The following is a 14189-nucleotide window of genomic DNA, read 5'->3' on the forward strand; positions in this document are numbered from 1 at the left end:
GAATGGCCTACAATCGTACGAACAAGAGCGGCAAGAGACGACATCCGAACACACGCGCACACGCATTCGCGCGCGTTCACGCACATTCACGCGCATTCACGCGCATTCACGCGCATTCACGCGCACTCGCGAACACCGCACCCCCGCGCGTAGGTCCCGCGCTGCGCTGTGCCTGCTGCGCGCTACCTGCTCCGCATGAGGTGCTGCGTGCGCAATTCGCCGCTGGCCGGGGAGGGGCCGTGCCGCCGAGCCCTGAGGTGACTCCCTTCCCGGTGGCGCCCGCGCAAGGTCGATCGCATTGCAAACACGGGGTCTGCTGCGGGCGTTGATGGAAACGTAACAAGGGGTACGCCACGTGCAATCCGTCGCGACACGATCGCACGAATTTTCTGCAGCGTTCCGCGCCGGACGCAATACGCCGCGCGCAACCGCCGCGACCGCCGCGGCTCGATGACGATGACGATGACGAGGAGGACGGTGACGCCTGCGAGCGAGGCGCCGCCGCTCAGCCGCTCAGAGCTTCCAGAGCGCGCAGCCCCAGTGGACGCCGGTCCCGAGCGCGAGCACCATGGCGAGTTGCCCTTTCTTCACCCTTCCGGCGCGCATCTCCTCGTCGATGAGGATGGGCACGGTGGCGCCGCTCGTGTTGCCGAATCGATCGATGTTGCTCGGGAGCTTCTCGACGGGCACGCCGAGGTCCTTGCGAATGTGCTCGTTGATCCGGCCGTTCGCCTGGTGCGCCAGGAACACGTCGATCTGCTCGATCGCGAGGCCCTGAGAGGCGCAGAGCTCCCGCGCGGTCGCCGGGAGCTTGGTCACCGCGAACTTGAAGAGCTCGCGGCCATCCATGCGGGGGATATGCAGGTCCTCGTCGAACGACGTCGGCTTCCAGTACGGGCGCGAGCGGAAGCCGCCGCCCGGCACGAAGAGGAGCTCGGCGAAGCGTCCATCGGAGCAGATCTTGTTGGCGCGCAGGCCCGCGTCGCGATCGGTCGCGCGGAGGACGAGCGCGCCCGACCCGTCCCCGAACAGGACGGCGAGGTTCCGGTGGCGGTCGGCGTGCGCCCGCGCCTCCGGCGTCGCCGATCGGCCATTCTTCGGGTCGAGCGCTCCCCAGTCCTCCCAGGGCATGAAGCCGGCGTGCGCCTCCGCGCCCACGAACAGGATGGTCTTGGCGGCCCCGGTCTGGATCAGCCCGTCGATCGTCTGGAGGCCGAACAGCATCGCGGCACACTGCTGCCGGATGTCGAGCGCGGGGACGCCCGGAATGCCCAGCTTCGCGCCGAGAAGCGCCCCGGAACCGGGGAAAATATAGTCCGGCGTCATCGTGGCAAAGAGGATGTAATCGATCTCCGACGGTGCGATGCGCGCCGACGCGATCGCGCGCTTCGCCGCTTCGCACGCGAGATCGCTCACCCCCACGCCGTCCGGCGCGTAATGGCGCTGGCGGATACCGGAGCGCTGGTAGATCCACTCGTCGGAGGTCGTGATCACCCGCGCGAGGTCGTCGTTGGTGACAGGTTCTCCGGGCACGTAGTGGCCCGTCCCGATGATCTCAAATCCAATCTTTGTCACAGAAGTGCCTTACCCGAACCGCAGGCCCGCGGCGACCGGGAACCGCACACCCGCACACGACCGCGCCCGGCCGCCTCGCGCCGCAGCGCGGCGGGCGGTGCTCGCGCTCATGAGATCGCCGGGACGTTGCACCCAGCTTGACGGAAACGCGCCGCCTCGATAGCCTGCCAGCCGCGCTGCGGCGTTGTACCCGCCCCCGTCTTCGGCGGCCGCCGGGCGCCGCGATCAGCGTCGACGGGCGGCCCAGCTGCAGATGGGGCAGCCGGTCCTGTCGTGGCGCAGCGCCGGGCAGTGCTCGCGGCCGAAGTAGATGAGCTGAAGGTGGAGCTTGTTCCACTGCTCGGGTGGGAACGTGCGCTTCAGGTCGCGCTCCGTCTCGACGACGTCCCTTCCGGACGACAGCCCCCAGCGGAACGCGAGCCGGTGAATGTGGGTATCGACCGGGAAGGCGGGGTGACCGAAGGCCTGTGCCATGACCACCGAGGCCGTCTTGTGACCGACCCCCGGCAGGGCCTCGAGGGCCTCGAACGAGGAGGGGACGACGCCGCCGTGCTCGGTCGCGATCCGCTCGCTCAGCGCCTTCAGGTGCCGCGCCTTGGTGGGAGCGAAACCGATCCTCCGGATGAGCTGGGCGATCTCCTCGGTGGGCACTGCCGCCATGGCCGCGGGCGTCCGGGCGCGCGCGAGGAGCGCCGGCATCACCGCGTTGACCATCTTGTCCGTCGTCTGGGCGCTGAGCATCACCGCGACGAGCAGCGAATAGGGATCGTCGTGGGCCAGCGGAATGGGCGGGGCCGGGTACAATCGGTCGAGGATCTCGGCGATCCTCGCGGCTTTCTCGGCGCGCTTCACGGAGGCCAGGGCAGCCCGTAGAACGAGAGCAGATCGCCGAGCTCCTCATCGGAGAGGACCTCGCGGGAGAACGGCGGCATCTGCCCGCCGTAGCCGACGAACCCGCCGTGCCGGACCTTCTCGATGAAGACAAGTCGCCGGTCGGCCTCCGTGTACTCGCCGAGCGGGTGCTCCTTCAGCGTCTGGTCGGGCAGCGCCGGCGCCCGCGCCACGAGCCGGCCGTCCCCCGAATGGGCGCGCCCGTGACACGAGGCGCAGGCGCGCTCGTGGATGCGCCCGCCCGCGGCCGCGTCGCCGGCCGGGATCTGGCTCAGCTCGTAGACCGGCGTGAAGGGGACGGCCTCGGCCGCGCCTTCATCGCTGGGCAGCGACTCCAGGTAGGCATAGATGGCCTGCGCGGCGTCGTCGTCCGCCGTCCAGGGCAGGTCCTTCGTCATGAAGTAATAGAGACAATGGTTGATCGCGCCGAGGAGCTCGACCTCTTGCCCGCCCCAGTAATGCGGGCGCTCGACGGCGCCGGCCAGCGGGGCGCCCGGCAGCATGGCGTCGCCCGCGTCGCCGGCGACAGCTTCATGGCACGTCGAGCAGGAATAGCGATTGAAGCGCGTCTCCGCGATCGACGGGTCCCGGAAGAGCGCCGCGCCGTGGTCGACGGCCGTCGCGTCGACGACCTTCGTCTCGGGATCACCCGGACAGCCACAGAGGAGCGCCGCGCACGCGAGCGCGGCCGCAAGACCGCAGGGCGCCCTCACGGCGCCTCCGGCGCGACGCGCACGAGCCCGTCGGGATAGAGGCCCACCTCCGTGTCGCTGAGCGTCTCCAGCGTCTCTGGATCGAGCCGGAGCACCCTGCCGGGCGTCGCGCTCCTGTCGCCCTCGCAGACGACGAAGAGCCCGTGCGCCTCGTCGAGCTGCGCGAGGTGCGGCCGCATGCATTCATCGGCGATATTTCGGGTGACGACGCCGTCGTCGTCCGGGGTCACGCCGATCCGCACGATGGTGTCGGGCACCTGGGTCGGCACATAGATGGCGCTCCCGTCGGGGGTCCATGCGGGGAAGTAGGGCGCGCCGATCGTGAGGATCTTCCGGGAATCGTCGAACGTCTCCGACGCGACATCGAAGAAGCGCACGTCCCTGCTCTCCGTGCTGCTCACGGCGATGGTCTTTCCATCGGGCGACATGACGGCCGCGTAGGGTCCGTAGTTGTTGGCATGGGGCGACGGGCTGGAGGTAGACCCCACCGGCACGCGCTTCACCTCGGCGGAAGGGTCCGTCAGGTCGACGATCGCGAGCACGTCCTCGCCGTAACAAGCGACGTAGGCGCGGGCGCCGTCCGGGCGCGAGAGGGCGATTCCGTGGGCGGCCATGCAGACCGGGATGAACACCGGATCGGGCGATCCCGAGAGCACGACCTCCTCGGGATCGATCACCGCGAGGGACGAGCGCGCCGCCTCGACGTCGCCCGGGTTGTCGAGCACGCGTTTCAGATCGAAATGAGAGACGACCACGCGCTTGCCGTCCTCCGAGATCACGATATCACCCGGGTTGGCCTCGACGCGCACCTGCCCGAGGATGCGCAGATCGTCGAGCGCGAGCTTCTGGACGTAGCCCGCCACCACGCTCCCGCCGTGCACCGCGTGGGGGCCGATCGCGCCGGCGATGTCAGGGTACGACAGCGCGACGTAGACGGCGCCGCCCTCGGCGTCCACGGCCACATGGTGAGGCCCGTCGATCGTCACGGGATCGCGGCCCACGGGGTGGACGCCGAACCGCTCCCCGGTCGCGAGCGAGACAAGAGAGATCGTATCGGAGAGGCTATCGCTCACCAACCCCATCCCGCCCTCCGGAATCGTGATCTCAGGGAGTCGGTCCGGATACGCGTCGCCTTCGTAGGCCCTGTAGCGGTATTCGATGATGGGCTCGGGATCGCTGCAGCTCACCAGCATCGCCGCCGCGAGCGCGCAACCCAGGAATCGCGAAATGACCATAGATGACCTCGGGACGAGCGCCTCTGGCTCGGACGCGCCGCATCCTAGCAGCCGCCGGCGCGCCGGCCGCGGCTCCGCCCTACCATGGCTCGGCCCGCTCGTGCGCCTCGACGTGACGCTCCGCCGACGTCCGCCGCCGCGCTGCGCGATGTGGGACGTACTACGCGCGTTCTGCGCTCTCTCTTCCTCGGTCGGCGCCGGCCCCCAACGGCAGCGCTACCGCCCGAGTGAACATTTCTTGATCAGACGCTGTGGTGTTGTCATGTAAGGAAGCGATGAGCCAGACACGAGCGGTGGGCATCACAACATGGGAGCTCGGTCGGCGGCGGATCGCGCGAGCGCGCCCAGGTCGCCCCGCGGCGTGCTTCTTCCTTGCGTCCCTTGCGCTCGCGGCGTGTGCCGGGGAGGAGTCCATCGCTCCTGCGCCGGTACCGCTGCCAGCGCTCCGCGGCGCGCCGTCGCTGACGACCGCTCGCACCTGGGCGCCGCGCGCCGCGGTGGCCGATCCACCGGACAGGAACCCCGCTGTCCCGGCGGAGATCGAGCAGATGCTCGCGGAGGGCTACGGCGAGCTCGAGGGCGGGCCGGGGCAGCCGCTCGCTCCGGCGACGCTCGACGACACCCCTCCACCGCCGCGCGGCGAGCGGCCGACGCTCCTGACGAGGTTCGTCCACCTCGCCGACACCCAGCTCGCGGACGACGAGTCGCCCGCTCGGCTGGCGATCTTCGACTCGCCCGGCGTGTTCGCGTCGGCGTTCCGCCCGCAGGAAGGCCACGAGTGCCGGATCCTCAACGCCGCCGTCCGCACGATCAACGCGCTCCATCGCAGCGCGCCGATCGACTTCGTCCTGCTCGGCGGCGACAACGCCGACAGCGCGCAGACGAACGAGATCGCGTGGTTCTCGGCCATCCTCGACGGCGCCGAGCGCGTCGAGTGCGACTCGGGCGCTGACGACGACCCCGTGCCAGGCCCCGACAACGATCCCAAGGATCCGTTCTTCGCCGAGGGGCTGCTCGTTCCCTGGCGATGGGTGACCGGCAACCACGATGTCCTGCACCAGGGGAACTTCCCGGTGCACACGCGCGCCGAGCTCGCGACGGGGAGCTGGTCGGACGGCGGGACGCGCGACTGGTCCCTCCCCGGCGCGCCGGTGATCACGGGCGAGGTCGTCCCCGACCCGAGGAGAGCGCTGCTGAGCGGCCCCGCGCTGCTCGATCGGGTCGCGGCGACCGGCGACGGGCACGGGATCGGGCCCGACGAGCGCGCGTACGGCAAAGCGTTCTACGAGTTCGACATGAAGGACACCCCCCTTCGCGTCATCGTGCTCGATACGGCCGCCGAGACGGGCGGGCCGAACGGCGTGATCCTCCAGGACGATGTCGATCGGTTCATCCGTCCCGCGCTCGACCGCGCGAAGCGCGAGCGCAGGTGGGTCATCCTCACGTCGCACCACGCGTCGCGCTCGCTCGGGGACGGCTCCTTCGCCGCGACGGGCACCCCCGCCGTGCCCGGCGCGATCGACGTCGATGCGTGGCAGTCGCTCGTCGGCGGCTACGACAACGTCCTGCTCCACCTCGCCGGACACACCCACGTGCACCGGGTGACCCGGGTCTCTCCGGCCGGCGGGCACGCGTACTGGGAGCTCGAGACCTCCGCGCTCGCCGACTACCCCCATCAGGTCCGCGTCATCGAGATCTGGGACGAGGACAACGGCTTCGTCGCCATCCGGGGCGCCGCCCTCGACTACGCCGTCGACGACGACCCGATCGCCGCCGAAGGGCGCCGCCGGGCCGTCGTGGACGTCACCTCCGGCTTCGGCGACGACGGCCGCGGAGAGCCCTCGTGGCGCAACGTCGAGCTCTCGATCGCGCGGCCTGACTGACCTCGCGCGCCGCGTGCGGGCGGCCCCAGCCGTCGCTCATCCGCCGTCGCGCAGCGGCACCGTCTCCCGCAGCTCGATCGACAGCGGGGGTCCGCCCCCGCTGCGGATCGCGGCGGCCATCGTATGCCGCGCCGAGGGCTGGTAGAGCGCGAACTGCCAGGCCGAGCGGTCGTCGCCGAGCCGCGGATCGAACGAGATGCCGATCGCCGGTCCATCGTCCAGGTGGAACGAGAACTGATCGAGCGGGATCGCGAGCCCCATCCCGCGCGCCTTGATGTACGATTCCTTGAGCGTCCAGTACTCGAAGAAGCGCGCGCGCTGCCTCTCCGGCGGCAGCGCGCGCAGCGCCGTCACCTCGCCCGGCGAGAAGAAGCGATCGGCGATGTCCACCGCGCTGCTCGCGCGCTCGGTGTCCTCGACGTCGACGCCCACGTCGCGATCCAGCGCGACCAGGCAGGCGATCAGCCCCCGCGTGTTCGACAGGTTGAACCGGATCGGCGGCACCCCCGGAGGTCCGGCGATCTGCGGGCGGCCAAACTCGTTCCGGACGAACGACCACGCCTCGGGCGCGACGTTCGCGTACTTCGAGAGGACCGTGCGCACGAGGGCGCGGGTGAGCAGGTACTCGTGCCGGTTCTCGGCGAACAGGAAGCGCGCCTGCTGCGCCGCCTCGTCAGGCGTCATCAGCCGGTGGTACGCCTCGAGCAACGCCTCGTCGCGAGCCGAGTCGCAGAAGACGTACCAGAGGTGCGCGGCGCCGGGGCCGATCGTGAGCATCTACATCCTCGGCGGCGCCGCGCCTGCAGGGCCCGGCAGGATCTCCCGAAGGCAGCTGTCGGCGCTGCGCTCGACGGGCCGCTGGCGCGGATATCCGAACGACACCTCCTCGAAACGAACACCGTCGATCCAGTCGGTGCGGGGGATGTGGAGGTGCCCTGACACGACCACCCGCGCGCGGAACCGCGTGTGCCAGTCGTGCGTGCGCCGCGTCCCGCACCAGATCGAGAAACGCGGGATGTGCCGCAGCCGCACGAGCTCTTCGCGCAGCGGGAAGTGGTTGATGAGCACCGTGGGGCGCCCCTCGATCGCGCCGAGGCGGGCCTCCGTCGCGGCGAGGCGGGCCCGGCACCACGCGGGCCGGCTCGCGTAGGGGGCCGGGTCGAGCAGCTCCTCGTCGCTGCAGAGGACGCCGCTCTCCATGGCCCACGCCACCGCGTCGCGCTCCGGCACGCCGTCCGGCCGGAAGCTGTAGTCGTAGAGCAGGAACATCGGCGCCAGCACGTGCGGGCCGCCCTCGCCGTCCCAGAGCACGTAGGGGTCTTCGGGCGTGACCACGCCGCGGCTCCGACACAGCTCGACCAGCCGCTCGTACCGGGCCTGGCCGCGCGGACCGCCGCGCTCACTCGGCATCGTATAGAGCTCGTGGTTGCCCGGCGCCCACACGAGCCGCTTGAACCGCGGACCCAGGGTCTCGAGGACGTAGATGAGGTGCTGCTCCGTCTCCCCGAGATCCCCCGCGAGGATGAGCCAGTCGCTCGGCCGCGGCGTGATGCGCTCGATGGCCCACCGGTTCTCCGCATACCCGACGTGGAGATCGCTGAGTGCGAAGAGCTTCATCCGAATACCGCGCCGCCAGGGGCCGGACCGGCGAGCCGGCCGCCCCCCACCCAGACCACGGCCGACGACGGGCGTCCACTGCCGAGCGCCGCCGCCGAGCGCGGCGGCCCCCGGGGCAAGGCGACACCCCTTCCCCATTTTGCGCCCGGTTCCGCGGCTCCTGGCGCGCCGCATTAAACTAGGGCTCCAATCCTTGTGCCACCTGTGCTACGCGCGTGTGAAGTCAGCACCATGCCTCTGCCCCAACGACAAGGTCTTTACGATCCGGCTTTCGAACACGACGCATGCGGTCTCGGATTCGTCGCCACGCTCCGCCGTGAAGCGACGCACGAGGTCGTCTGCCAAGCGCTCGAGATCCTCGAAAATCTAACCCATCGCGGCGCCGCTGGCTGCGACCCCTGCACCGGCGATGGCGCGGGCGTCCTCCTCCAGATCCCGCACGAGCTGTACGCCACGTCCCTGGCCGCCCTTGGCATCGCGCTGCCTGCTCCCGGCGACTACGCCGTCGCGACGGCGTTCTTCTCCCAGCTCCCGTCGCGGCGCCGCCAGTGCGAGGCGATCCTCGAGGCCGCGGTCGTGCACCACGGACAGCGCGTCCTCGGCTGGCGTGACGTCCCCATCGACGACGCGGCGCTCGGCCCGATCGCGCGCGACTCGCGCCCCGCGATCCGCCAGCTGTTCATCGGCAGGGTCGCGCCTCGCCAGTCCTTCGAGCAGGTCCTGTATGCGATCCGCAAGCGCGCCGGCCGCGCCGCCAACGCCGACGACTTCTACATCACGTCGTGCTCGTCGCGGACGGTCGTCTACAAGGGCCTGATGCTCGCGGAGCAGGTCGCGGCGTTCTACCCCGATCTGTCCGACAAGCGCACCGTGTCGCGGCTCGCGATGGTGCACTCGCGCTTCTCCACGAACACCTTCCCGACGTGGGAGCGCGCGCACCCGTACCGGGTCATCGCGCACAACGGCGAGATCAACACCGTGCGCGGCAACACCGCGTGGATGTCGGCGCGCGAGGCGCTGCTGAAGAGCGATGTCTTCGCGAACGCGATCGAGGACTTCAAGCCGATCATCCGCCCGGGCGGCTCCGACTCGTCCGCGCTCGACAACGTGGTCGACTTCCTGCTCGCGAGCGGCCGCTCGCTGCCCCACGTGATGATGATGCTCGTGCCCGAGGCCTGGGCGCTCGACCCGGACATGTCGGCCGAGAAGAAGGCGTTCTACGAGTACCACGGCTGTCTGATCGAGCCCTGGGACGGCCCCGCGGCGCTGTGCTTCACGGACGGACGGCTGATCGGCGCGACGCTCGACCGGAACGGGCTGCGCCCCGCGAAGTACGTCGTGACGAGCGACGGGCTCGTCGTGCTCGCGAGCGAGTTCGGCGTCCTCGACATCGAGCCGGCGCGCGTGATCCAGAAGGGGCGCCTCCAGCCGGGCAAGATGTTCCTCGTCGACACGACCGAGGGTCGCGTCGTCAGCGACGACGAGATCAAGCGCCGCGTCGCGACGCAGAAGCCCTACGCGGCGTGGGTCGCCGAGAACAAGATCGATCTGCGCGCCCTCGAGGACGTGCCGAGCCTCTACACCATCCCGCACGCGGACCTCCGGGGCCTGCAGCAGGCGTTCGGCTACACCGAGGAGGACCTGCGGATGATCCTCGGGCCGATGGCCACCCTCGGCGAGGAGCCGGTGGGCTCGATGGGCATCGACATCCCGCTCGCCGTGCTCTCCGAGAAGCCCCAGCTGCTCTTCCGCTACTTCAAGCAGCTGTTCGCGCAGGTCACGAACCCGCCGATCGACCCGCTCCGCGAGGAGATCGTGATGTCGCTCGTGAGCTGCGTCGGCGGCGAGGGCAACCTCCTCGAGGAGACGCCCCGCCAGTGCCGGATGCTCGAGCTGCCGCACCCGATCCTCACGCAGGACGACCTGTCGAAGCTGCGGAAGAACGTCTTCCCCGACTTCCGCGCGGCCACGCTGCCCATGTACTTCCCGGTCGACGGCGACCCGGAGGACAACCTGCGCGCCGCGCTCGCGAAGCTCTGCAAGGACGCGAGCCGCGCGATCGCCGACGGCGCGAGCATCCTCATCCTCAGCGACCGCGGCATCGACGAGACGCTCGCCCCCATCCCGAGCCTGCTCGCGGTGGGCGCCGTGCACCACCACCTCATCAACGAGGGGGCGCGCACGCGCGCGGGCATCATCGTCGAGACCGGCGAGGCGCGCGAGGTCGGCCACATGGCGCTGCTCATCGGCTACGGCGCCGGCGCGGTGAACCCGTACCTCGCGTTCGAGTCGATCGCGGCGATGTGCCGCGACAAGACCCTCGGCGCCGACCTCTCGCCGACCGCGGCGGGCTCGCGGTACGTGAAGGGGCTCAAGAAGGGCATCCTGAAGATCATGTCGAAGATGGGGATCAGCGCGCTCTCCAGCTACCAGGGCGCGCAGATCTTCGAGGCGATCGGCATCGATCAGCTCGTCATCGACGCGTACTTCACCGGCACGGCGTCGCGCGTCCGCGGCGTCGGGCTGCGCGAGATCGCGGAGGAGGCGCTCGCGCGCCACCACGCGGCGTACGGCGAGCGGGCGCGCGCGCACCTCGACGTCGGCGGCCACCACCACTTCCGCGTGTCCGGCGAGCGGCACCTCTGGACGCCGCAGTCGATCGCCTCGCTCCAGCGGGCGGTCCGCCTCGACGACGCGAAGAGCTACGCCGAGTACGCCTCCGTCATCAACGAGCAGCAGGAGCACCCGATGTCGCTCCGCGGGCTGTGGGACTTCAGGCCCGCGGGCCCGCCGGTGCCGATCGAGGAGGTCGAGCCCGCCGCCTCGATCGTGAAGCGCTTCGCCACGGGCGCCATGTCCTTCGGGAGCATCTCGAAGGAGGCGCACGAGACGCTCGCGATCGCGATGAACCGGATCGGCGCGCGGTCGAACACCGGCGAGGGCGGCGAGGACCCGGCGCGCTTCCTCCGGCTGCCGAACGGCGACTCGAAGCGGAGCGCGGTGAAGCAGGTCGCCTCGGCGCGGTTCGGCGTCACGGCCGAGTACCTCGTGAACGCCGACGAGCTGCAGATCAAGATGGCGCAGGGGGCCAAGCCCGGCGAGGGCGGCCAGCTCCCGGGCCACAAGGTCGACGCGGTGATCGCGAAGGTGCGCCACTCGACGCCCGGCGTGACGCTGATCTCGCCGCCGCCGCACCACGACATCTACTCGATCGAGGATCTCGCGCAGCTCATCTTCGACCTGAAGAACATCAACTCGAAGGCGCGCATCAGCGTGAAGCTCGTCGCCGAGGCGGGCGTCGGCACCATCGCCGCGGGCGTCGTGAAGGCGCACGCCGACGTGGTGCTGATCAGCGGCGACTCGGGCGGCACCGGCGCCTCCCCGCTCACGTCGATCCACCACGCGGGCGTCGCGTGGGAGCTCGGCCTCGCCGAGGCGCACCAGGTGCTCGTGATGAACGGGCTCCGCGGCCGCGCCATCGTGCAGACCGACGGCAAGCTGATGACGGGCCGCGACGTCGCGTTCGCCGCGCTGCTCGGCGCCGAGGAGTTCGGCTTCTCCACGGCGCCGCTGGTCGCGACCGGCTGCATCATGATGCGCAAGTGCCACCTCAACACCTGCCCGGTCGGCATCGCCACGCAGGACCCGGAGCTCCGCAAGAAGTTCACGGGCGCGCCGGAGCACGTCATCAACTTCTTCTTCTACGTGGCGGAGGAGCTCCGGCAGATCATGGCGCGCCTGGGCTTCCGCACGCTGACCGAGATGGTCGGGCGCTCCGACTGCATCGTGCAGCGGAGCGCCGGGCTCCACCCGAAGGCGAGGAAGATCGACTGCTCCGAGGTGCTGTACCGCCCGAAGGAGGCGCTCACGAGCCCGACCCACTGCGTGGAGCTGCAGGACCACAAGCTCGACCGGGTGCTCGACCTCAAGCTGATCGAGAAGGCGCGCGCGACGATCGACGGCGGGGCGCCCGTCGTCATCGAGACCCGCGTCAAGAACTCGGATCGGACGCTCGGCGCGATGCTGAGCGGCGAGATCGCGCGCCGCCACGGCAGCGCCGGGCTCCCCGAGGACAGCATCGTGGTCAAGTGCGCCGGCAGCGCCGGCCAGAGCTTCGGCGCCTTCGCCTCGCGGGGCATGACGCTCGAGCTCGAAGGCGACGCGAACGACTACGTCGGCAAGGGCCTCTCGGGCGGCGTTGTCGCTGTGCGGCCGCCGCGCGAGGCGCCGTTCCGGCCGGACGATCAGGTCATCGTGGGCAACGTCGTGCTGTACGGCGCGACGAACGGCCGCGCGTTCTTCAACGGCCGCGCCGGCGAGCGCTTCGCGGTCCGGAACAGCGGGGCCACGACCGTCGTCGAGGGCGTGGGCGACCACGGCTGCGAGTACATGACGGGCGGCACCGTGATCATCCTGGGCACCACCGGCCGCAATTTCGGGGCCGGCATGAGCGGCGGGCTCGCCTACGTCTTCGACGAGGACGCGCTCTTCGAGGCGCGCTGCAACAAGGAGATGGTGCAGCTCGAGACGATGACCGCCGCCGACGCCGAGTCGGTGCGGGCGCTGCTCGAGGAGCACGTGCGGCGCACGGGCAGCCGGAAGGCGATCGAGCTGCTCGAGTCCTGGCAGGCTGTGCTGTCGAAGTTCGTGAAGGTCGTCCCGAGCGAGTACCGCCGCGCCCTGGAGGCCGCGGCGTCGCCCGCGACGAACGGAGCGGACGGGTCCGACAGGCTCGTGTCTCTCCTTTCTCCTTCCACCCCCTATGTTTCCACTGGACGTTACATCCCCGCCAACGCGGGTCCCCTGAGCACGGGAGAGAGGTCGGCCGCCCATGGGTAAGGTACGAGGCTTCCTCGAGATCCAGCGGGTCGACATCAAGAAGCGGCCCGTCTCCGAGCGTTTGAACGACTGGCAGGAGTTCGAGCTCCCGGTCCCCGACGCCGAGCTGCGCGATCAGGCAGCCCGGTGCATGGACTGCGGCATCCCGTTCTGTCACGACGGATGTCCGCTCGGGAACCTGATCCCCGACTGGAACGATCACATGTTCCGCGATCGCCTCCCCGAGGCGATCGCGTCGCTCGACGCGACGAACAACTTCCCCGAGTTCACGGGGCGCGTGTGCCCCGCGCCTTGCGAGGCGGGGTGCGTTCTGAACATCGAGAGCAAGCCGGTCACCATCAAGAACGTCGAGCGCGCGATCGCGGATCGCGCGTTCGACCGGAACCTGGTGGCGCCGGTCATCGCGAAGCAGCGCACGGGCAAGAAGGTCGCGGTGATCGGCTCGGGGCCCGCCGGGCTCGCTGCTGCCCAGCAGCTCGCGCGCAAGGGCCACGACGTGACGCTCTTCGAGCGCGACGACCGCATCGGCGGCCTGCTCCGGTACGGCATCCCCGACTTCAAGATGGAGAAGCACCTCATCGACCGGCGCATGGAGCAGATGCAGGCCGAGGGGGTGACGTTCCGCACGGGCGTCCACTGCGGCGTCGACATCACCGGCGACGCCCTGCGCGAGCAGTACGACGCCGTCGTGCTGTGCGGCGGGGCGCGCCGGCCGCGCGACCTGCCGGTGCCCGGCCGGGACCTGAAGGGCGTCCATTTCGCGATGGATTTCCTGACCCAGCAGAACAAGCGGGTCGCCGGCGACGTGATCCCCGACAGCGAGGCGATCTTCGCCACGGACAAGCGGGTGGTCGTCATCGGCGGCGGCGACACCGGCTCCGACTGCCTCGGCACGAGCCACCGCCACCGCGCGGCGCACGTGACGCAGCTCGAGCTCCTCCCCCGCCCCCCCGAGCAGCGCTCGCTGACGAACCCGTGGCCCGCGTGGCCGCTCATCCTCCGCACCTCGTCCTCGCACGAGGAGGGCGGCGAGCGCGACTGGTCGGTGTCGACCACCGCGTTCCTCGGGGACGAGCACGGGCACGTCCGCGCGCTCCAGGCGATACGGGTGAAGCTGGAAGGTGGGAAGTTCGTGCCGGTCCCGGGGAGCGAGTTCGAGATCCCGTGCGAGCTCGTCCTGCTCGCGATGGGCTTCGTCGGCTCCGAGCGCGAGGGGCTGCTCGAGCAGCTCGGCGTCGAGATGGACCAGCGCGGCAACGTGAAGGCCCACGGCGGGCGCACCAGCGTGGAGGGCGTCTTCGCCGCGGGCGACATGTCGCGCGGACAGAGCCTCGTCGTCTGGGCCATCGCGGAGGGGCGCAAGGCCGCGGACGCGGTCGACGCGTACCTGATGCAGCCGGCCAAGCGCCGGCTGGCGCTCGCGGCGGGCTAGAGCT

General features: G+C 70.5%; 9 protein-coding genes. 3 read left to right on the forward strand and 6 right to left on the reverse strand.

Annotation, left to right across the window (positions count from 1 at the left end; all coding sequences use genetic code 11):
- Positions 1-513 precede the first annotated feature (513 nt).
- The 4 genes from WMF11_RS28660 to WMF11_RS28675 form a co-directional block, all read right to left on the reverse strand.
- Positions 514-1575 carry a 3-oxoacyl-ACP synthase III family protein gene (locus WMF11_RS28660; RefSeq protein WP_437541539.1) on the reverse strand — a complete coding sequence of 354 codons (1062 nt, stop codon included), beginning with the start codon at positions 1573-1575 and terminating at the stop codon, positions 514-516.
- A 225-nt stretch (positions 1576-1800) separates the two neighbouring features.
- Entirely contained in the window at positions 1801-2427 is a 627-nt protein-coding gene (locus tag WMF11_RS28665; protein ID WP_437972956.1) for an endonuclease III domain-containing protein, read from the reverse strand.
- Positions 2424-3179 carry a c-type cytochrome gene (locus WMF11_RS28670; RefSeq protein WP_437541543.1) on the reverse strand — a complete coding sequence of 252 codons (756 nt, stop codon included), beginning with the start codon at positions 3177-3179 and terminating at the stop codon, positions 2424-2426. The genes WMF11_RS28665 and WMF11_RS28670 overlap by 4 nt, the downstream gene beginning before the upstream one ends.
- On the reverse strand, positions 3176-4414 hold the full coding sequence (locus WMF11_RS28675; protein ID WP_437902442.1) for a YncE family protein: 1239 nt from the start codon (positions 4412-4414) through the stop codon (positions 3176-3178). The genes WMF11_RS28670 and WMF11_RS28675 overlap by 4 nt, the downstream gene beginning before the upstream one ends.
- Before the next feature lie 275 nt (positions 4415-4689).
- Between WMF11_RS28675 and WMF11_RS28680 the strand changes: the two genes are divergently transcribed.
- On the forward strand, positions 4690-6297 hold the full coding sequence (locus tag WMF11_RS28680; protein ID WP_437972957.1) for a metallophosphoesterase: 1608 nt from the start codon (positions 4690-4692) through the stop codon (positions 6295-6297).
- Positions 6298-6333: 36 nt separating this feature from the next.
- Here WMF11_RS28680 and WMF11_RS28685 read toward each other — a convergent pair whose 3' ends face one another.
- Positions 6334-7074 (reverse strand): 4'-phosphopantetheinyl transferase family protein, encoded by a 741-nt coding sequence (locus WMF11_RS28685; RefSeq protein WP_437902444.1) that lies wholly within the window; start codon positions 7072-7074, stop codon positions 6334-6336.
- A complete protein-coding gene (locus tag WMF11_RS28690; protein WP_437972958.1) occupies positions 7075-7914 on the reverse strand; it encodes a metallophosphoesterase family protein in 840 nt (279 codons plus the stop codon).
- Positions 7915-8145: 231 nt separating this feature from the next.
- Between WMF11_RS28690 and gltB the strand changes: the two genes are divergently transcribed.
- Positions 8146-12753, forward strand: a complete 4608-nt coding sequence (gltB, locus tag WMF11_RS28695; RefSeq protein WP_437541553.1) for a glutamate synthase large subunit — start codon at positions 8146-8148, stop codon at positions 12751-12753.
- Entirely contained in the window at positions 12746-14185 is a 1440-nt protein-coding gene (locus tag WMF11_RS28700) for a glutamate synthase subunit beta (RefSeq protein ID WP_437972959.1), read from the forward strand. Before gltB ends, WMF11_RS28700 begins: the two co-directional genes overlap by 8 nt.
- Positions 14186-14189: the final 4 nt, after the last annotated feature.

The sequence above is a fragment of the Sorangium sp. So ce295 genome, from assembly GCF_051527405.1.
GTDB classification, from domain to species: Bacteria; Myxococcota_A; Polyangia; order Polyangiales; family Polyangiaceae; genus Sorangium; species Sorangium cellulosum_B.

Bases quoted from the DNA above. Each gene is read 5' to 3' on its own strand.
- WMF11_RS28685 (WP_437902444.1), bottom strand. From the start codon at position 7,074: ATGCTCACGATCGGCCCCGGCGCCGCGCACCTCTGGTACGTCTTCTGC.
- WMF11_RS28690 (WP_437972958.1), bottom strand. From the start codon at position 7,914: ATGAAGCTCTTCGCACTCAGCGATCTCCACGTCGGGTATGCGGAGAAC.
- WMF11_RS28700 (WP_437972959.1), top strand. From the start codon at position 12,746: ATGGGTAAGGTACGAGGCTTCCTCGAGATCCAGCGGGTCGACATCAAG.
- gltB (WP_437541553.1), top strand. From the start codon at position 8,146: ATGCCTCTGCCCCAACGACAAGGTCTTTACGATCCGGCTTTCGAACAC.
- WMF11_RS28675 (WP_437902442.1), bottom strand. From the start codon at position 4,414: ATGGTCATTTCGCGATTCCTGGGTTGCGCGCTCGCGGCGGCGATGCTG.
- WMF11_RS28680 (WP_437972957.1), top strand. From the start codon at position 4,690: ATGAGCCAGACACGAGCGGTGGGCATCACAACATGGGAGCTCGGTCGG.